21 protein-coding genes are annotated in these 20,524 nt (G+C 34.5%); 17 read left to right on the top strand and 4 right to left on the bottom strand.

The window, feature by feature from the left end:
* Positions 1-18 precede the first annotated feature (18 nt).
* Positions 19-492: a hypothetical protein gene (locus ACMAYX_RS01670; protein ID WP_103217251.1), complete on the bottom strand. Its 474-nt coding sequence runs from the start codon at positions 490-492 to the stop codon at positions 19-21.
* A 95-nt stretch (positions 493-587) separates the two neighbouring features.
* On the opposite strand from ACMAYX_RS01670, the gene ACMAYX_RS01665 reads away from it, so the two are divergent.
* The 13 genes from ACMAYX_RS01665 to ACMAYX_RS01605 all read left to right on the top strand — a co-directional run bounded on the left by ACMAYX_RS01665 (position 588) and on the right by ACMAYX_RS01605 (position 15,929).
* Entirely contained in the window at positions 588-1,943 is a 1,356-nt protein-coding gene (locus ACMAYX_RS01665) for a hypothetical protein (RefSeq protein WP_412471442.1), read from the top strand.
* A gap of 169 nt (positions 1,944-2,112) precedes the next feature.
* The gene (locus ACMAYX_RS01660) at positions 2,113-2,559 is read left to right on the top strand and encodes a hypothetical protein (protein WP_103217249.1); all 447 of its coding nucleotides are present in this window, start codon (positions 2,113-2,115) and stop codon (positions 2,557-2,559) included.
* 119 nt (positions 2,560-2,678) lie between these two features.
* A complete protein-coding gene (locus ACMAYX_RS01655; RefSeq protein ID WP_412462624.1) occupies positions 2,679-3,659 on the top strand; it encodes a PHB depolymerase family esterase in 981 nt (326 codons plus the stop codon).
* A 74-nt stretch (positions 3,660-3,733) separates the two neighbouring features.
* Entirely contained in the window at positions 3,734-4,309 is a 576-nt protein-coding gene (locus ACMAYX_RS01650) for a hypothetical protein (protein ID WP_103217247.1), read from the top strand.
* Between the two features lie 132 nt (positions 4,310-4,441).
* Complete coding sequence (locus ACMAYX_RS01645; RefSeq protein WP_412471441.1) at positions 4,442-5,374, top strand: hypothetical protein; 933 nt, start codon at positions 4,442-4,444, stop codon at positions 5,372-5,374.
* A gap of 12 nt (positions 5,375-5,386) precedes the next feature.
* Positions 5,387-6,727, top strand: coding sequence for a cytochrome P450 (locus ACMAYX_RS01640; RefSeq protein WP_412469563.1), 1,341 nt, complete (start codon positions 5,387-5,389; stop codon positions 6,725-6,727).
* Between the two features lie 25 nt (positions 6,728-6,752).
* Positions 6,753-8,330 (top strand): hypothetical protein, encoded by a 1,578-nt coding sequence (locus ACMAYX_RS01635; RefSeq protein WP_412469562.1) that lies wholly within the window; start codon positions 6,753-6,755, stop codon positions 8,328-8,330.
* Positions 8,330-8,911 carry a hypothetical protein gene (locus tag ACMAYX_RS01630; protein WP_412470645.1) on the top strand — a complete coding sequence of 194 codons (582 nt, stop codon included), beginning with the start codon at positions 8,330-8,332 and terminating at the stop codon, positions 8,909-8,911. The genes ACMAYX_RS01635 and ACMAYX_RS01630 overlap by 1 nt, the downstream gene beginning before the upstream one ends.
* A 37-nt stretch (positions 8,912-8,948) precedes the next feature.
* Positions 8,949-9,518: a hypothetical protein gene (locus ACMAYX_RS01625; RefSeq protein ID WP_103217242.1), complete on the top strand. Its 570-nt coding sequence runs from the start codon at positions 8,949-8,951 to the stop codon at positions 9,516-9,518.
* Positions 9,519-9,588: 70 nt separating this feature from the next.
* A complete protein-coding gene (locus ACMAYX_RS01620; protein WP_412471440.1) occupies positions 9,589-10,506 on the top strand; it encodes a hypothetical protein in 918 nt (305 codons plus the stop codon).
* 107 nt (positions 10,507-10,613) lie between these two features.
* Positions 10,614-14,090, top strand: coding sequence for a DUF3857 domain-containing protein (locus ACMAYX_RS01615; RefSeq protein WP_412471439.1), 3,477 nt, complete (start codon positions 10,614-10,616; stop codon positions 14,088-14,090).
* A gap of 220 nt (positions 14,091-14,310) precedes the next feature.
* Entirely contained in the window at positions 14,311-14,928 is a 618-nt protein-coding gene (locus ACMAYX_RS01610; protein ID WP_412469558.1) for a hypothetical protein, read from the top strand.
* Positions 14,928-15,929 carry a tyrosine-type recombinase/integrase gene (locus ACMAYX_RS01605; RefSeq protein ID WP_412471438.1) on the top strand — a complete coding sequence of 334 codons (1,002 nt, stop codon included), beginning with the start codon at positions 14,928-14,930 and terminating at the stop codon, positions 15,927-15,929. The genes ACMAYX_RS01610 and ACMAYX_RS01605 overlap by 1 nt, the downstream gene beginning before the upstream one ends.
* Positions 15,930-15,953: 24 nt before the next feature.
* Here the strand turns inward: ACMAYX_RS01605 and ACMAYX_RS01600 are convergent, their stop codons facing one another.
* A complete protein-coding gene (locus ACMAYX_RS01600; protein ID WP_412471437.1) occupies positions 15,954-16,616 on the bottom strand; it encodes a hypothetical protein in 663 nt (220 codons plus the stop codon).
* A gap of 184 nt (positions 16,617-16,800) precedes the next feature.
* Here ACMAYX_RS01600 and ACMAYX_RS01595 point away from each other — a divergent pair, with 184 nt between their 5' ends.
* Positions 16,801-17,352 (top strand): hypothetical protein, encoded by a 552-nt coding sequence (locus tag ACMAYX_RS01595; RefSeq protein WP_412471436.1) that lies wholly within the window; start codon positions 16,801-16,803, stop codon positions 17,350-17,352.
* A gap of 201 nt (positions 17,353-17,553) precedes the next feature.
* On the opposite strand, the gene ACMAYX_RS01590 is transcribed toward ACMAYX_RS01595, so the two are convergent.
* Complete coding sequence (locus tag ACMAYX_RS01590; RefSeq protein ID WP_412471435.1) at positions 17,554-17,862, bottom strand: hypothetical protein; 309 nt, start codon at positions 17,860-17,862, stop codon at positions 17,554-17,556.
* Between the two features lie 100 nt (positions 17,863-17,962).
* On the opposite strand from ACMAYX_RS01590, the gene ACMAYX_RS01585 reads away from it, so the two are divergent.
* Complete coding sequence (locus ACMAYX_RS01585) at positions 17,963-18,721, top strand: lysozyme inhibitor LprI family protein (protein WP_412471434.1); 759 nt, start codon at positions 17,963-17,965, stop codon at positions 18,719-18,721.
* 112 nt (positions 18,722-18,833) lie between these two features.
* A complete protein-coding gene (locus tag ACMAYX_RS01580) occupies positions 18,834-19,172 on the top strand; it encodes a hypothetical protein (RefSeq protein ID WP_392991941.1) in 339 nt (112 codons plus the stop codon).
* Positions 19,173-19,205: 33 nt separating this feature from the next.
* Here ACMAYX_RS01580 and ACMAYX_RS01575 read toward each other — a convergent pair whose 3' ends face one another.
* Entirely contained in the window at positions 19,206-19,931 is a 726-nt protein-coding gene (locus ACMAYX_RS01575; RefSeq protein ID WP_412471433.1) for a hypothetical protein, read from the bottom strand.
* A gap of 157 nt (positions 19,932-20,088) precedes the next feature.
* Between ACMAYX_RS01575 and ACMAYX_RS01570 the strand changes: the two genes are divergently transcribed.
* Positions 20,089-20,523 (top strand): thioredoxin family protein, encoded by a 435-nt coding sequence (locus ACMAYX_RS01570; protein WP_412470637.1) that lies wholly within the window; start codon positions 20,089-20,091, stop codon positions 20,521-20,523.
* Position 20,524 lies beyond the last annotated feature (1 nt).

The following is a 20,524-nucleotide window of genomic DNA, read 5'->3' as shown; positions in this document are numbered from 1 at the left end:
CGGTACAAAGTTTTCTCATTATCTTTGCTCCGTAACAAATTTGAATTTTTCATTTAAGTCTTTTATATCTGATTTTGATATCTTTTTTTCAGAGCTTAGCATTGTGATAATCGTGCGATTTTTATAAAGACGATGTATCTCAGCTAAGTAGATTGTTTTGGATCTTGAGTTTTTATAGCTACCAAGCTTATAGACTTGAATATAGTTTTTCTTTTTCGTGAAGTCTAAGGACTCTGTTTTAAATTGTGAGAAATCGCTATACTTGAGTATTTTGTTTCTTTGATCTAAGTATTTTCTTATTTTTTCTTTATTATAATTCTCAATTTTATTCGATGAATTCTTATCCTCGACTGTTAGTCTCTTATGAGAATTCTTCCAGACCTGAATGTTGTCAAAACTGAAGTCATGTTCCCATTCTAAATCTTGATTTTTATTAGCTTGGCCCGTGAAATTAAATAGTAGTAAAAGTGTAATTATAATAGCTCTTCTCATACCTTATATTATCGGTTGGTTAATGAAGTGCTTTACGTCTTTTAGCGCTTTTTTAGCACGTAGACAGATATTTTGACCCAAGTTATTCTATTGTCATGAGACAAGTCTTATCAAAACTAAATCATTCTTTTAGTAGTGTTTATAGTGCTATCACTTTAGTCATCATTTTTGTCCTTTATTTGGTCATAGGTGCGGTTGTCGATTATTTATATGGCCCGAAGATTTCAAATTCCCTAATTTTTAATGGCCCATTTTTTATCTTCTTACTTTCACTTGTAACATTATCATTAGTCGTAAGTTTTCTTAAAAAGTTTCCAATAAGAACTAGGTTACTAGGTATTCATTTAACACATATTGGTTTAATTACTATTTGTGTCTCGACGATAGTCTCAACTTTCACATCAGTTAAGGGTCATATAGAACTCTTAGAGAAGTCGGAAGTTAAAACTGCTATGCTCGATCAGTATCAAGCTCAATTAAGAGAGCGATCTAGCGGAAAAACTTTATATATTGATCTAAATTTTTCAGTAAGACCTCAAGGCCTTAATCTCGATTTTGGTCCGGTTTATCTAATTTCATACCTACCTTATAGCGAAAAATTTCACGCAAATTTTAAAAGTACAGGAGATAATAGTGCTGTCGTTTTGAAGGAGTCTCGCTACCTTTCGGGAGTTAATAGTGAGTTGATTTATCTTTCTTCAAGTCGTCTTGATCATCCAACTAGTATAAAGGATGGTAATTTGGAGATTGTTCTCTTTAATCAATCAATGCTCAATTGCTTGGAAAATTTATCAAATGTGAACCCTGCTTGTTCAGTGTACACAAGAAGAAAGTCAATATCATTGCTCAAAAAAGAATACTGTTTAACTAATAAATATGCTCTTAAAGAAGATGGTTTTTATTCTTTAGGTAATGAATGTAAAATGCAAAAAGTTAAGTTAGAAGTTGTTGGTGATAGTTATAAGTACCGCTTAAATAACTTTCTAGAGGATACTGGCCTAAAACTAGAATATCGCTATAGCAGTAATTTTAAAAAGCATGATAGTGACATTCTTAAGTTTTATGAGAAGGGAAATACTCAAAAAATTTATCAAATGAAATTAGGTGAAACGAGAGAGATTATTGATAGTGAAGGAAGATTCTATGATCTTAAATTTCATAATAAGGAATTTAAACTTCCTTTTGATATTCGTTTAGACAAAATCTCAAAACAAAATAATGAAAGTAGTTATGAACTTTCAATTTCAGATCAAAAATACATTTTAAACTTGAAGAATTCAAAAGCTAATATAAGTGGCTGGTTAATTTCTCTAGATCCACTAAGCCCACATACACCCAAGAAGGTTAAGTTAAATGTCTCTTTTGATCCAACTCGTATTTATAAAGTTATGGGGCTTGTCATCTTCGGTTTTTCCCTTGTGGTACTAGGTTTTCAACGACGAATTAGCTAAATATCCGAAATTACCAACAAAATTCCAGAGATAATGTAAAGTTAAGAGAGTTTATACATTTTCACTTTTAACTTTACCTTTCTTAAACTGACCTGAGTAGTCTCATTGGCTATAAGTTTCTCAAGAAAAAACATTATTTTTTAACAATTGAAAAACAGAGGGGAAACTTATGAAACACCTACTTTTAATTTTATGTGCAGTATTTTCTTTATCATCTTTTGCAAAGCTTCAATCATCAAGCATCGAAATAGATCGTTATGACACAGAGGAGCAGGCCAAGAAAGCATGTCTTGACGCAGAAGTTGAGTATGATGAAATCAAAGATATCAAAGTTGAAGGTATTGAATTTGAATTTATCACTAGAAAAAGTGGTAGCCATCACATTTGTGAAATCAGAACAACTCTTGATAGTTACGAGCAAGTACTATCTAAGAAGCAAATTAAACAGAAAATCACTAATAACTACGATAAGTCATATACTGAGTGTATGAAAATGAGAAACAGAATCATCAATACAACTATCGGATATGTTTTTGGAGATGTTGATTTCTACAAAAAAGGTATGTTCGGTGGCGGAAAATACGTATGTGAATTCAACTTTATTGTTGTGGAATAATCAAGAATTCTTAGGGGTTTGCTGATTGTTCTAGCATAATTGGGGGCTTTGTGAGGAGGCCCCCCTTTACTTATTTCATGCTCATTTAAATTCGATAGATTTTGTTCTATAAAGCAAAAATGAAAATAATCTTAGCTATTTATATAATCTTAGTTTCAAATGTATTCGCTCTTAACCTGAGTGAGAAAATTACTGTATCAGGGATCTCCTCAGGAGGCTTCTTTGCTCATCAGTTTCACATTGCCAATAGCAACCTAGTAGAAGGTGCAGCTATATTTGCAGCAGGCCCTTATTACTGCGCAAAGGGCTCTGTGGCCTTGGCGACAAATACATGTATGAAGGGAAATGGTGCCTGGGGCAGTGCTTATCAGTCGTATGTATTTGCCAGTGGATTGGCCATGATGGGCCTTATTGATCCTACGACAAATTTAAAAGATGATAAGGTTTATATTTTTTCTGGGCAAAACGATAAAACAGTCGTTTCTAGCGTAAGTGAAGAACTTAGAGACTTGTATGCTTTCTTTGGTGTTAAAAATCTCGAGTACGAAGGTACATTAGCAGCTGGCCATACTTATCCTACTGAAAATAAAGGAGTTGAGTGTGAGCTTTCAGAAGTTCCTTATATTGGAAATTGTAATTACAATGGTGCTTTGAAGTCGCTTAGTGCGCTCTATCCTGAAAAGAAGCAAAGGCGTTTTACTTTCAAAGGAAAAACAGTTGAAGTTGATCAGGCCAAGCACTTTACAGCTTTTGATGTTGGAGCATTCACGCCACTATTACAAGACAAGGCATATCTCTATATTCCTTCGCGTTGTAAAGGTGACAGAAAGTGTGACCTGCATGTAGCTTTTCATGGCTGTAAGCAAACTGTAGATCATATTGGCATGAGTTATATTAATGATACTGGAATAAAAGAAGCTGCTGATAAGCTTGATGTTGTTGTTCTTTTTCCTCAAGCAAAGAAATCAGTAATTCCTGGAAGAAATCCACACGGTTGTTGGGACTGGTGGGGACATTCAGGAGCAAATTATCACCTGAAAGATGGCCAACAAATGCGTATAATCAAGGCCATGGTCTTAGATATTTTACAAAAACCTTAAGTGTTTATTGAAACACTATATTTTTATGGTAAACAAACAGTATTGTGAGATATTTTGCTAAGTTAATATTTATTTTGATAACTATTTCGACTCCTGTAATAGCAGGCGAAGTCGTTGTCGATTTCTATGAATATTCAACTTATTCCAACGATCACATTGTTGACCAGGTCTATGAAGTAAGGTCTCAACTTGCTGCTACAACCAGAGGTAGCTTCTTTAACAAAGAATGCTTTAAAGAATATTATTCTAACTATCCAGATACCCCGACTACAGTTTCTTATCTACTTAAAGAGAATATCGCTTTTCCTATGATTGGTAAGAAGCGCTTAAACTTGGGGGACTTGCGCAAAACCTATTACAACGCAAAAAGCGAGCTTCTATATCGTCTTGATAAGAAATGTAAAACAAGTGATTATCTCCTCGTACTCCTAAAGGGAAAGACATTAAAGGGACATTTATTCCAATCTGATTTTTATATTGAATTCGATAAAGATAAAATGTTTCTCATCTCTGGCCTTGAGAAAATCGAGCTCAAAGAAGATACACCTAATCAAGCAAGACTTACGCCGTCAACTCTACTTAAGGATGACTGGAAAAGTGTATGGCGTGAATTAGAGTTTAAAGAAAGCGGTTACGAAACAAATTTCTAAATTGGCCCATCCCTTGCAACTTATTACCTTGAATACTTAATTTGTTAAAGAATTTAGCACTTTAGAGGACTATGCCTGTTTTATTTTTGGACAGCTGGCCTATAGGTGTACAATTTTTAAAGGTAATGACTTATGAAAAAAACACTATCACTACTTGCATTCTTCTTGCTAAATTCTATGGCCCATGGAGCGATCTCAATTGCTGATCAGGCAATGGATAGTGTTGAGTACCAAGAGATTCGCCTGCATGAATATGGTGATCGTGCAGATCTAAGTCTTCGCTCACAAGGTGAATCAAAAGTTGAAGGAAAACTTTTTGCTGAAACTAAGGCAAAACTGGCGGCAACGAAACAAGCAAAGGCCAATGCTACTTTCAGTATAAAAAGAATTTGTGACAATAATGAAAAAATAGATTTTAGTAATTCAGACTGTTATATCGCAGGTGATATGGCCTATTGTTCTGTTGATGCAGATGTTGAGTGTATAGGTGTCAATAAGAAGGAACTTATTATTCAAAAAGTAAAGGCCGGACTACTTGATGCTTCGCCTGCTTGTGTGGATTACTTAAAAGAAGACTTTAATATTGATGATAAAGTCGTTGAATATTGTAATCAAATTTCTTCAAAGCAACAGTTTACTTGTGTTAGCTACTCAACAAGTTATTCGTCTTTTAAGGTTGCTAGTATTGCTGCCTGTTCTGCTTATGAGTTGGATGATGAAGAGGGGGCCAATTACGGATTATCTGTTCTTAGAAACTATGTTGGAAAAGGTGAGCTTGATATGAAATATCCTGCACCAACAGTTTCAGCTGTTCTTCTTACTGCTGCAATTAATACGAAAGAAGAGAAAAATTGTGTTGAGAATTACTTAAAAACAGGCTCACTTAAAATAGATGAAGTTGAAAAATCTTGTATTAAAGACTCTCTTGTTGAACTAGATGCAAGAGAATATGAGGCACTTGGATTTGTTACTTCTCCAAGAACAGTTGAATACGGCCTAAAGAAGCCTGTTGCTGATACTGCAAGAGGAATCTTTGATCGAATTGGCGATATTTTAGGACTATAAAAGAAGGTTAATATGAGTACAATTCCAAGCTTAAAAACATTACCTGTAATCGGCAGTATTGGAGAGTTAGACTTCAAAAAGTGTCTATTTGATCAGCTTAATGAGAAAAGCAAGGTGCTTGGAGATTCATATCGTTTTAAAATTTTTCATAAAGATATTGTGGTAATCGGAAATTATGATCTCTATAAAGAAGTAATTGTTAAAAAAAGAAATACTTTTTTAAAAGGAAGTACCCTTAATGAGATTAAACACATCAATAAAGGGAGGCCCTCAATTCTAGATGCCGATGGTAAAACGTGGCAGGATTTAAGAGGGGAGTTAGTCCATTTCTTTACACCTAAGGTATTAGAAAACCTATATGATATTACAAGCAAGCGACTTGAAAAGTCACTTCCACTATTTGATGATCATTCAATTGTTGATGATGTTGAAGTATTGATGGGAAAAATTGCTTTGGCCATCACAAGTGAGTTCTTTATTGAACATAATTTTCAAATTAATAAAGAGGAAATTACAAATTCAAATGCAGATAGCGATAGTTTCTATTACTTTCAAAAATTTCTTATTGCTGAACTTACTAAGCGAATGAACTATGGCCCAATGTGGAAATACTTACCAACGCTTAGCAACCTACGATTTTCTAAATTTATTAAGGAAGGAAAACAATTTGTTCGTGAAAAAGTTGAGAAAGGAACAACTAGTTATACATTAATTACTCACTTAAAAAATCAAGGCCTAGATACTGAAGCAATTATTGGTCAAATATATGGCCTAGTAGGAGCTTCTTTTGAATCAACAGCGGTCTCTTTAACATGGGCCCTTTACTTTCTAGCTCAAAATCAAGAATTACAAAATGAATTATATCAAGAGTTAGCTACACTAGATCTTAACGATTCAAATTCAATAATTAAAAATGAATTCTTGGAAAATTATGTTGCAGAAACCCTTCGCTTAAGGCCGGCCTTCCCTATCTTGTTTAGAGAAGCAGCAGAAGATGAAGAGTTAACAAGCGAAGATATTACATTCAAAGTTAAGAAGGGGACAATCGTCTTTTCACTTCTGGGTAAAATCCTCAATAATCAAGAAATTTGGGGTGAAGATCACGATAAATTTAATCCAAAGCGTTTTAATCATTTAACAAGTGAGCAGAAGAAAGCATATATTCCTTACTCAACAGGAACACGTACTTGTCTAGGGCGTGAAATGGCAAGTATTGAAGTAAAGCTCATTCTTGCCCATATATTAAGAAGTTATCATATCAGGCCAGCATGTGATTTAGCGCAAGTAAAACCAAAGCAAAAATTTGTTTTCAGTAGTGATCGTGAAATTTCTTTAGAATTTATACGTCGATAAATCCAATATATGTTAAAATTTAGGAATGAGATTTATTATAGTCCTTTCCTTATTTTTTAATACTTATGCAGCTCAAAAATTACGCCATAAGAAAATTGATATCAATAAAGATGGTAAGATCGATCGCATCGAAATAAGTCTTGGAAAGAAAATTGTTGAAATTCAAGAAGATCGAAATGGCGATGGGAAATTTGAGTTTATCACGAAGTTCAACCTAAAAGAGATATATAAACAAACATTACAAGATACCAACGGTGATGGGAAAATTGATCGTAGGGTTAGTTATCGAAAACTAAATGATTCTCAATTTCAGGCAACAATTGAGGTTGATAAGGATTTTGATGGCGTCTTTGAAATAAATTATAAAAACACCCAAAGCTTAATTCAGAAACAAGAATGCCATTTACCACAATCGAAGTCTGTAATTGGCGAGCTATCTGCTCTTGTTAATAAAGTCAGTGCAAGCTTTGATGATGGATTCCTACCTACTGATTTTGGTTATCGCATTGAAAATGCTTGTCTTTCTAAATGGGGACAGGATTTTCCAAACTTCTTAAAGAGCTCTATTCATGACGGTATTGCATGTTTAAAAGAGCTAGGAAAAGATATTAAAAATCCCGTGGGTTCAACTCGCATTGCATATGATTTAGAACAACTTCTAAGTAAAAATGAAGTTACTGTAATGTGTACAGATCGTGCCGATGACATGAAGTACTGGGAAGGAACTCTGGCCTATGCTTCTGTTTCAGAAAAAACACAGGACGCATATGGTGGGAAAGTTAAACACCCTTATATGGCCATCAATCCTGGTCAACCCACATCTCTAGAGTTTACTCCTGAAGGTGATGCAGAAAGAAATGAACTTAGAAAAACTCTCTTCCATGAGCAACTTCATAACCTAGGCTATTCTCATGGCGAGGGATTTGAGTTTTCTTACGCTTGTGAGGACTGTTGCTTGTCTTATAATAGTGACGATGAAAAGGCACGAGTTGAAGCTGCTTGTCGAGTATGTAAGGGAGATTATAATAATGAAGGTGACGTTCGTTATGTAAGAGATTTCTTAGATTATTCAAAACATGCTTACCTATCAAGTAATGGAATGCGTGCCACAATAAACTATATAAAGGAAAATCCAGGAAGCATTGAAGCACAAGCGCTTCTTGCTCGTGCTCAAGGTGAATATTTTAATCCGATAGGATTGCACTTATCGACTTTAATTGTCTCTGATTGGGGGCCAAAAATGTATGATAATGAAATGGCCAATGAACTGATTGATAAAATTGAAGCAGAGAGTTCTGCTGATTATGCGGCCTACCCTTCAGCTCGAATTGTTGCTTCAGTATTTCATGAAGCCTACATTAAGCAAGATCCTGTAAAAACCTTAGAGCTACTTAAAAATAATATATCTGCGATAAAGGATAATTTAAATAAGAGAATGAAAGATACTGATATGTATAACGACTATTATGCATCTAGTGTTAAAGATTCGTTAAGTATTGTGATTGATGATCTCTACTTAAATGATCACCTCGGTCTCGGGACAGGACACACTCTTGAGCTACAGGAAATACGAAATAGCTTAAAAGAGGATGATTTTTACTAATGTCACAAAAGAAAATTCTGGTAATTTTAATACTAATATTTGTCACGACAATTATCGCGGCCATTGGCTTTGGAAAGTATAAAGAATATGTTGATTCTCAATTACTTGATAAGAGTCTCTTTGATGGATATGCACAAAGGCCAATTGCTGATCTTAATAAGGCCATATCAACATTACAAATTTCTGCTGAAGCTAAGAAAACGATGACTGATTCACTTCATAAGGTTGTTGCCGCAATTGAGAACCTATACACTAGCGATGATAAGCAAAGTAATATCATGTCAGTCAAGATTTTACGCTGTTTCTATAGAGAGTTAATGTACACGCAAAAAGAATTTCAGTTAGATATTTACAAACTTATGCCGTTAAAGAAATCTTGGGATGAAATTCAATATCCAAAAAATACCTCAAAGACTTTCTTACAAAAGAAGATTGGAAAAATTGGTGTTGCGGCAAAGATCAATAATCAGTTTTGTTTTGAACAAGGCCTAGCTTCTAAGCAACGAGCGGAACCTAGTAGGAATACCGATAGCTTTAAGGGCCTATTTCATAAGTTAAATATTCTTAAAAAAGTACTTTGATGGTTGTTTAAATACACTTATGCCCGATGAGCTTCTTATGATTAAGTATCTCACTCTCCTTATATTTATAATTTGCTTTATCTTAGTCTCGGCTTTCTCTTGTTCTAGTAATAAGAAAGATGATGAGCGAAAGCCTAGTTCAGAGGAACTAAGTGATTATGAACGCCTCGATCAGAATTGGCGTGATAGGGGAATTGAGGCCCGAGATAACCTTGGTATGATTGAAAATCGTTTTGGCCAACAAGATATGTGTATCAAGGATTTTGAGCGAGCTTTTTATTACTTTGCAATACCTGAGCATGCCTATGTGCTAAAGGCCAAGCAATCTTCTGGTATGGTTTATACATTTAATATCTTACACGGTAGTGAGCTTAGAGATGACCCATCTTTTTTAAAAATGACTATGGTTAATTTCTACTATGACACTAAAGGTGCGCTGATAAAGGTGGATGTACCAATTCTTGCTAGAGGTTGGCGTATGCAAATGTCTTCTAAAACACCTAATGGTTTCATGATAGATAATTCGAAATGCTATTACTTTATTAATATAAATGATCCTTTTGAGTCAGGAGTACTTTCAGTTACGACAGAGGGCAAGGATATTTAATAATATACGCAGTTAGAAAATTAAGATTTTTTAAATATTTTGATTGTTACCTGTGGGCTAGCATCGTTTCATGAAATTTCTTATTGTATTTATTTATTTCAATCTTAGTTCATATGCCTTGGAAGTTGATAGCTTCACACATCGCGATAAGGCCCTTGTTAAGGATGATGCTTTAGATGAAGTTAATAAGTACGTTAATGGAAAAATTAGATCGGCCGTTGCTGAAGCAAATCATGCGGATGAGATATTTGGACAATCATGTAGCGAATATACAATACGTCGAAAAGTTAAAAAAAAATTAGTTGCAAGTTTTAAAGGTTTCTTTGTCAGCGCTCCACTTCAACGCTATATCGACAAGGGAAGAATTGGAAAAGAATATCTGGTAAAGACAAAAAAGAGTGAGTCCATCTTTCGCTATATTCCACTTATCTATAAACCAATTTTGAATCTAACTCCTTACTCTCCATTACTAAAAGTAAATGATGCTCTAGTTGGAAGTGACAAATTTAGCCATCTATTTAATGTCGGCTACCTCTATTATCGAAAGTTAGAACATGGCCTATCAATTAAAGAGATAATTCACTATGGTAAGAATGCAGAAAATATCATGTGGGGAGGATTCTTTAATGGCATTGTTTCAAATGGTGATCTTGTCGCTAACTTTCAAGGGATGCGCTTTTATCAGAAACTCTTTGGTAAAGGAGTTGATCCTCTTACTAATGAAGACCTCACTGGAACCGGTGTGATAAAATGTATAGACGGGAAATTTAAAGCAACTCGTGATATCGATATGGCCGATTTTGTTGATGAAGGAATGGATGAAGGGATAAATTGTAATTCCTATACATCGAAATTTATGCGTAAAAATATCAAGAAGGCCATGGACCAAATACCCATGTCTTGTCCAGTTGCAGTTGATCGCTGCTTAGCTATGGGAGAAAAGTATGAAGCCTTTAGTAAGTATCTTATTTATGGTGAGTGTCGCTAAAATCATGAACTTATCTAGTTTTTCTATTGTTTCCCTAAATATAAAATATTTTTAATAATTATTGTTGTTTCACCGATAAGTAGTAGTAATTACAGAGAGGTGACGGTTTGAAACTCAGAGTTTACATAGTTATTATTGTATTTATATCATGTTTTGGGTTTAGCTCATTTGCTAGATATGCCATAAAAAAAGATTTAAGTTATCAGATCCTTGATAGTCACTCAGATTACAATATTAAAAGCTCAGGTCATCAAAAAGAGAAACATACTCTTGTTTATGAGATCTTAAATACTCATGGGATCGAAAATTTTAAAATATTTAAACTTCCATATAATAAACTAAGTGTAAATCTTGATGTTCATTCTATTACTGTTACGAACAAGGGCAAAGAGGTTTCAGTAGACCTCTCTAAGGCACAAAGAACACCTGCATCACAATCAAATGATGGCCTAAATTCTAATTTCTACTATGCTATTCCTATTCCTAATCTTCAGGTGAATTCAAAGCTAAAGGTTGTTTATACAAAACAAACAAAAATTCCTCGTAACTTTTTCGATAATGTATTTACCTATGGAATGAATATATTAGAACAAAACTCAGTTGTTGAAATAAGCTCACAGGTTCCCATTCACATTAAAGAAAATGATCCTTCAGACTCTGTATTAGTTGAAACGACTGAATTAGACGGGATCTACAAAGTAAAGATTGTTCAGTTGAAACCATTACTTACAGTTCCAGTTAACGAGTATGGTGCAATTATGGAATATAAGGATGTTCATTGGGTGGTCTTAAGCTCTATTGATAATTGGTCTAAGTATTCTCAAATTTATTATAAAAAGTATGAGGATCGTTTAAAAGATGAGTTACCAAAAAATCTAAAATTAATAAAGGATAACGCAAGTAAGATTAATGGACTGGAAAAACAAGTTGATTATATTCTTGCCGAAATTGCTAAGAAATTCAATTACATTGGTGATTGGCGTGCTATTGGGAGTGGATATGTACCACGATCACTCAAAGATATCGCTTCTTCTGGCTACGGTGACTGTAAAGACTTCTCAATTAGTGTCATTAAAATATTACGAGAATTAGGTTACGAAGCACATACAGCTTTTGTAAAGCGTGGTGCCAGCGGTCGCAGTGAATATATAGACATGACTCTTCCAAGAAGTAGTGCATTTAACCATGCAATAGTTCACATAAAGCATAAAGGTCAATCTTATTGGGTTGATCCAACTAACCCTAGCTCTTTCGGCCTATCTATTCGTGATGATATCGCAGACAGAAAAGCACTAGTTCTTTGGGACAAAAAAGATGTTATTCACAGTATTCCTGAGATTAATGGCAAGGATAATCTTATTAGTATTGATAAGAACTACGATCTTTTTGATGACCTAAACTTTGCTGTAAATGGAAAAGTTAAGTTTACTGGTTCAAATAAACTTCTACTTAGTGAGATAAAAAAACAAGGTGGAGACACTTTGGTGAATAAATTTCTTGTCGGTATTATGCGTGATATCGATACAGTAAATGAGATTGATTTTAAAGGCCTAGATGTCGATAAGTATAGTTTCAATAAAGATGTAGAAGCAAGTTTTTCATATAAAGATGTGTTAACTGATAGTGATAAGGATGGTGTCCCTGTTAGCACTAAGGAAGCGAAGCCACTGACGACATTATCTAAGGCATTTTGGAGTAAGCATAGTTTTGCACGGTATCTTGGGCCAAAAATTTCATTTGAAAGAAATATTACAATAAATAATGCAAAACTCGGAGAATTCAACAAGTCTAACTGTTTAATTAGATCGAAATGGATCGATTACGAAAGCAAGATTAATTATAAAAACAATACTCTTAGTCTTTTTGAAAGTTATACAGTTAAAAAAAATGTGATCAGCAGAGCTGATATTAAAAGTGAAGAACACAATAAGCTTAATACTGAAATAGATAATTGCTTCTTTGGAGATATTGCCAAGTTTACATCAATGAATAGAGAAATTAAAAAAAGTGATCTCGTTGAAGTTGCAAAAATGAATGTCGATGAACGTTTAAAATACGTTAAAAGTAAAATAGCTGAAAAAGATGGTGGTGGGTTTAAGGAATTAGAATTGTTAATGGGTATCATAAATGATGATCCAAATAATAAGGAGGCCTTTTATCATGCAGCTAAAATAAATGAATCTTTTTCTGTTGTTCGAGGGCCAGCTGATGTAGCAAAAATTAGATATGCCGACGCCCTTATTAGCAAGGCCATTAAGATTGATCCTGATTATACTGATGCAATTGTTGAGAAGATTTGGTTAACACATCGTTTAACACCAAAAGCAGATATGATACCTGTTGCTAAACAGATGATTGAAAAGTATCCAAAAGATAGGAATAAGTTCTATGCACTCATCGGAAAGATTTATAAGGATAAGAAGGATTATCAGAAGTCGATTGACTACTTCGAAAAGAGCATTGTCGATGAAGTTCGATATGAAAAGCTTTATAAAGCCTATAGTGATATTGGTATTAATTACGTTTACTTGAAAAAGTTTGAACTTGCTAGAGAGAAGCTTAAACAATGTTTAAGCCTAAGACCCAACTACCAGAGATGCGCTATAAGTATGAAGTATAGCTATGCTGATGAAAAGGACTTTGAAAATGCTATAAAGTGGGGAAAGAAAGCCTATGAGATAAAACAGAACGGATATGGAGTTGATGCGTATACTTATGCTCACATTGACTATGGAGCGCATCTAAGAAGAGAGAAGAAGTATGAATTGGCAATTACTCAGTACAAAAAAAGCTTGAAAATTAGGCAAACTGGTAAAGCATACCTTGGTCTGATCAAGTCATTAAATAAACTTAAAAGATATAATGAGGCATATGAGAATTTAAACCTCGCTTTCAAGAACCCTGAATATACTTACTATGTAAATGCTTTTAATAAACAGATGGTAGATACTTTAATAGCTCTAAAGAAGGATAAGGAGTTATTAGAGTTTTCACAAGAGATGAATCCAGAAGAGAATGATCCTGTTTATCAAACATATTTGATGGCCACTGCTGCTCATTACTTCGCTAAAAATAATCAAAAAGAAGAAATCTCGGTTTTCTACAAAAAAATGAAAATGCTCTTTAAAGTTAAGGAAGTTAAGGAGGATTACGAGTCAGTAAACTTTATTCTAAGTGTTGTTTATAACTATGCCTTCATGAGCTTTGATAAAGCCGCAATTCAATATGGAAATAATGTACTAGGTACACTATCAAAGTTATCAAAATCTGATGCACAAAAAAGTCTTACACAACAATATCGTGATCGATTTGCTATGTTTACTCCAGAACGTATAGAGCAAGAAAAGCAAAGACGAAATATCGCATCAGTTCTCGGTGATGGTGATAATCAAAATCTAAATTTGGTAATAAATATTATTTTACATTACAAAAAAGAATTTTCTTTGATTTGCGTTTTACTTTTAATTCTAGTGTTACATAAAAGACACAAAAGGATCATGGCCGAAAAAGAAAGGCGTAGAAAAAGAAGGAAGAAAAAAAGAAAAGCACTAACTAAATCGACTAAAGACAAGATTGCATCGTAACAATAGTGTCTATTGCTATAATTTTAATGTCGCTTAAAAATATTTACCGTGACAAATTTTGATTCCAAAAACATGACATGTTTTTAGGTTTAAAGTAACATGTAGTATATGTAGGCATAATTGGAGTTATGCCTAGATATAAAAAAATAGAAATCGACGTGGGGAAAAATTGATATATGACCCATGTGAATGATAAAATTAAAATAAGCAAGGAGCGCTTATGAAACAGCTTAGATCTCTGTCTGGAAGGACGTCTCAAGCATCGACACCTTTAATCGATAATACAAAACCGACATATGATGAATACGATATGATTGTTCTATCTAGTGGAAGCAATCAGAGTGAATTTGCCCAAAAGCATAATAATGATGAAGTTATCCATAAGACTCTCATGATTAAGTCTAAGTATATTTCTTGGGCCTACGATCTTGTGGCCTCAAAGATTACAAGAAAGAAACCAGGACTTGGGACAATTCTAAAGGCATTAGTTGAGCAATATGATAAGGAGCTTATTCGTAAGAAGAGACTCCTAACAAAGCTTAGAAACCTTTTTGATCTAATCATTGATGATACAGAGCTTTTAATCTCTAATAAGAAACATGGCCGTATCTCACAGGCCCAGCACTACCAAGAGCGTGTCCTTAAAGGACGCCATATTTTTAAGAGACTTCACTTCGAATATATGTTTGATGAAGATGACCTTTTAGAGGCCTTTACAAAGAAAGAATTGGCCCAAATTAATACATGGGTTATCTCGCCTAAGGAAAACCTTCTAGAAGCACTAGAGTCATGGTCTAAGAGTTATAAGCATACAGTTGATAAAGGATCGTTTCAGTAATGGTTGGAGTAAGCTATTCTAGGTCAAGGGCCATAAGGCCTGCTAGATCGAATGCAAAAATTAACGATATCTTTGAAGACTTTCTAACCAAGTCTAATTCTGCTCATACTAGAGATGCCTATAGACGAGACTTAAAAAAGTTTCTAACGTTTCTAAAAGGATTTGAGACCTTTTCAAGCCTATCTGATGTTTCCCAGAGGCATATCTCGGCCTACCGAGACCATCTTCTAAAAAACGAAGAACTAAAAGATGCCACGGTGGCAAGACATCTGTCGTCCATAAAGCGCTTCTTTGACTTCTTAGTTGAAAAAGAGCTTTGCTATAAGAATCCAGCAACTGGAGTCTTTCGCCCTAAAGTTGTCATGGAAGTTAAAACCAATGATCTTAGTGCACCTGAGGTTATGGACCTCTTTGAGAGTGTTAATCAAAACAACCGCGATGGTAGCTATAATCTAAGTGGTGTCCTTCACTATACGATTCTACGTGTGATGTTCTATACCTTACTTAGAAAGTCAGAATTAATTGCGTTAAAAGTAGGGGACTTTGCTAGTGATAATATTGGCAATTACCTTCATGTACGAAGTAAGGGTGGCAAGAAACAAAAGGTCTACATCTCTGATGAAACCTTTAGTGACATTAAACACTATATGGAAGTCTTTAGAGTTCGCCGTGAATTTCTTGAAAATGAGCCTTTATTTACCTCTGGCCGTAAGGCAAATGAGCTTAAAGCTCTTAATCGAAATACCATCGATCAGATCTTTCAAAAATATGCAAAGCTTGCAGGAATCAAGCATAAGATTTCGCCCCACTCATCACGTGCTACAGGCATTGGTAATCTCTATGAGAACGGAGCAAGCCTTGAGGATCAGGCAACGTATGCGAGGCACTCAGACCCGCGTATGACTTTTTTGTATAATAAGCGTCGAAAAGAAAAGATTAATGAAATTGCAAATATTGTGAATTATCTAGATAAACAAGAAGACGAAGAAGCCTCGAGCTAAAGTCGAGGCCATTTAATTTATTAATTATTTTTCGTAACCGCGAGCTTCAATTTCTGCTCTTACGATCTTTTTAAAATCATATGCATCAATTACTCCGCCGTAAACAACTGTGAAGTATCTTGGATTTGATTGTAATTCTCTAAATGTTACAGGATCTCTTTTTCCGTTTAGAGCTGCTTGAAGAAATGTCTTATAGCCTCTTGACTCTAAGTAAGCGATACCTTCTTCTGTTAAAACTGTATTTCTCTTATACCCTTCACAAAGTGACCTGCTGTCATTTAGATCCTTTAATACACCAAGGAATTCTTCATTCGAAATTTTAAAACGTTTTGCAACTGAGCGTTTAAACTTTTTAAAATCTTTCTTATGATCTTCACTATTTTCGTTCATCGTCGACACAAATCTCTTGTAGAATTTATACGTCCCTTTGTAATGAATCGACTTATAAAGAACAATTGGTGATACCAATACTGCAGCAAGTGGCGATACAATAATTGAGTATGCATCTCCACTTGCCAATAGAAATTCGAACATATCTTTATACTCACTGCCCATAACTGCTAAGACATTTTTAGAAGCTTTCTCATTGTGCTGGATTGTAGTGTTTTCATAAATTCCTACACAATTAGCTGAAACAGATGCTGAAAGTGTTGATACTAATGCTAGTGCTAATAATAATTTTCTCATGTTTTTCTCCTCGTTTTTATAATCATGTTTTGTTTGTTTGTTTGTTTTTACGTGAGGACAAAATAATCGATAGCTGAATTTCTCTCATTTACATCAGGTGACGTTTTCAAAAAGTGTGTAAGCTTTACACTTTTTTAAGAATATTTAAGTACTTAGATGTTTAAACGATCCCGATAAACCCTTCATGTCATACTTGGATCTATGTAGCGAATATAAGAAATCTCGAGAGCTCTTCTTTAAAACCCATGATGATGCCTCAAATTTTGCAGCAACTTTGTTTAAAGGTTTTAAAAGTCATTTGGGTATTGCAGAGAGTGAGTACGATCTTATTAAGCTTGTCCCAACTATTCAGTTTAGTGAAGAGGATGAAGGAGAATACTACTCTCCAATTAATGAAGATGTTTCTTACACTCCACATGGGGCCGTAAGATTAGATGAAAATGGTTATTGGAAATTTTCAATCTTATTAAGGCTTCACATGGATGGTAATAAGAATATACAACCAGCAGAGAATATTAAATTCGATATCAGCTACAAGAAAGTGCAAGATATAATTTACTTTAAGTACGTTCAGGACAAGCCTGATATGCAAGTGAATGCACTAGAGCTAATTAGCTACTTAAAGGAGAGTGTTTATCCTGAGATGGAAAACACAGTCGTTGAATTTTACCGATGCCAAGTGAAATTCTTTCAAAATGATAGAAGCCTAGAGCGAAAAATTGGTCTCATTCCTTAAGGGGGCGCGGGTACCAATGGAGATTTCCAGTACTTAGAGATAGGTTTAACTCAAATCTTCCTACTTTTTCCTGAATAAGAACAAAAATACTACTAGAAATTCGATTTACTTTCGATTGTTGTTCATTGTTTGAGCAGGAAATAGTGATACATATAATAAGCACGATGTAATTTACCGATATCTCGATTGGTACCCGCGCCCCTAGAGTAAAAACTTACCGATCAAGACTTGTCCGTAAACCTGGCCATTAATTCGAAGTTGTTGAATCTGAAGGCTGATGGTTTCGGAGTTGCTGATATACTTTTCTTGATTTTGTTTTTGGGCTTTATTTGTTAGTTGGAATTCCTGCTTTAGCTGGATGATTCTATTGTTAATGAGACGACATTCATCATTTGTAAGAGAAACTTCATCGATATAGTCGAAGCTAAAATTTTTTATACTTATTTCACATGCAACAAGAGCTTGCTGAATAAGCAGTGATATAAAAAAAGGTAATAGTAATTGTCTCATAAATCTTGTGTAATCGTGTTGCTCTAATTTTCTATAGTTAGATCGAAAATGTAAATGAAAAAGTATCTAGCTGTACGAGTAGTTATGTTAAAATATAGGAATGAAGAAAGTATTATTTGTTTGTTCCGTTCTCTTTTTCAATGACAACGCTTTTGCAACAGCATCAGGTCCAGACTATCTTGAGGTTGAAATCAAAGGCAAAAAACAGGTCGTAAAGAATCTTGGGTGCTATAAAAAGGTCTGCAAGATTTTGTATAAAGATAAAGAGTACACGTTTCCAATAGCTAAGACACGTGAAGCATCAGGGCCAATCGCCCCAACTTTTGACTGTCAAAAAGCGACGTATAAGGCAGAAACATTAATATGTGAAAAGAGCGAACTTGCTAATCATGATCGTCATATGGCCATCGTCTATAAGGATTCAATTCGTAAAGTTGAAGCATTAGATGAAGGGCGTGAAACTTCATTGAAAAGGCTTAAGGCCATGCAAAGGGGCTGGGGCAAAGGACGCAATGATTGTTGGAAAGATCGCAATCTCTACTCTTGTATCGAGCATAATTACAAATACAGAATTTCATATCTTCAAACGAAGTGGGATCTTTTAAGGCCTCATGAAATTTATGGCCTTATCTGCAAGCAAAACCGCGCTGAAATTGTAATGAATATTTATAAGACGAGCTATTATAATTCTATTAAGGCCGAATATGGTGATAAGTCCTTTACTCTAATTGAGAGTAAAACCAAAAATGAATATATTGGTGATGGAAAATCATTCTCAATTGATTCAAAAACTGGCCTGATTTCAAAATCAAGTTTCGTCCAATGCAAAGATTGGACAAGGGTACAAATCACAAAATAATAAATTCGTATGCTTACCAAGTAATTCTCGAATAATTCTTAAGGTGTTGAAATCGTTCACTAATTGGTGACTTTACACCGATATAAAACAAAAGAATTGAATAGGGAGAGTTATGAAAAAGATCGTTCTATTTTTTCTGCTTACAAGCTGTGCAAATATGTCGACTGAACCAGAGCATGTAAAAGCAAGTTATGTTTCACCACAAAAATACGCAAACTTTGATTGCAAGATGCTTGTAAGTGAGTATGGCGGATTAAAGCAGCATGAGAAGGTTCTTGTTGATGCTCAACGAAGAAGGGTTGATGATAGCTATAGCCAAGCACTCATGTTTGGAGGCATAGGAAAAGGCGATGGCGTTGAAGCCTTTGAACTTGCTAGTGTTAGAGGTCAGATTATAGCCGTTAAAAAGAATTATGAAAGTAAGAACTGCATGAAGGTTTCTTCGAAATAAAAAAGGGCCACATCAGTGGCCATATTTCATTTATTAGATAACCGGCTTAAACCTTACCTCATCAAGAACTTTGTTTAACTCTCCAGTAATGAAATCTTGGTTTAGTGTACTTTCAAAAAGGATGTAATCCTTAGGTTTAAATTCAACTTTATTGTTAATCTTAACTTCTTTCGTCTCCACAGCGCCGCCTTCGTATGACATCTTCTTCACTTTAAAAGCGAAATCGAGTGAAAGAATATTATCAATACAAGACATTCCAAGATTCATGGTCTGAATACTTGTCCAGTCTTTTATATCTGGTGGAGTGATTTTTGCTTGAATCATTCCGGCCTTATTTTTAAGGGGCTTAAATTTGAATTTAAGAAAATTTTCAAAGATTTCAATGAAGCTCAAAATATTCTTATTTGGAAGGATATCAAGTTGAAGATGCCCACACTCAAATGGTGTATCAATATCTCCACAGATAACATAAAGAGAAGTTGCTTTTTCTGTAATAAGACAATTTTCAGCTAGTTTAAAACTAAAGCTTGTCTGCTCACCGCTTGCTTCAACTGTTTCAATAACTTTAAATGCCGCTTCGTCCTTGGCCTTAAACTTCTTTATATTCACTTCACACAGGTGAATGCCTATTTTTGATAGATCGGCTTCACCATGGGCCTTAATCGTAAGATCTCCGTTTATCTGCTCGCCCTGGGGCCAGCTCTCGCCAGCAAGCTCTAAATTCAACTCTAATGGTTTTAAGAAGAAAGTCCCTCTCATAATATATGCCTTTTCTTTATGTAGGTTAAAAATACTATTCTACTGTAAATAGAAGGTAGACGCCACCTGAATACAAATTGTTATATCCAATTAAGTTTGTTGTAAATTTTAATGTGAATGGTTATAGTAAGATTGAATTTATCAGGGTGGTGCTTTTATGAATATAAAAAGAATAAATAATGAAAACTTTGAATCTGTTGTATCTAGTGAAAGAGGCGTTTTCGTTATCAAGTTTTATTCTGACACTTGTGGCCCATGTAAAACAATGGCACCTGTCTTTGATGCCTTAAATGAGAATAATCCAGACGTGAATGTATATGAAGTAAATACCATGGAGAGTCCTGAGATTGCGGATCACTTTGGTGTTCGTGGAGTTCCATACACGGCCATTTGTGAAAACCGAGAAGTTCTTTATGACTTCACAGGAATTACACCTCTAGGGGAAATTCAATACGTGATAAACAATATCAACGACTCACACTTTCGTTTAACAGGTGAGTTTAAGGCACCGGAGACAAAGAAGAACTACTTCTTTGAAGCAATCGTCATTAGTTTGTTAGTTGCCTTTGCTCTAGCTATCTTTTTTGCATAGG

The sequence above is a fragment of the Halobacteriovorax sp. RT-2-3 genome, assembly GCF_047085075.1.
Taxonomy (GTDB): Bacteria; Bdellovibrionota; Bacteriovoracia; order Bacteriovoracales; family Bacteriovoracaceae; genus Halobacteriovorax_A.
Note: the sequence above shows the minus strand (reverse complement) of the source record. Positions and strands in the feature narration are given on the sequence as shown.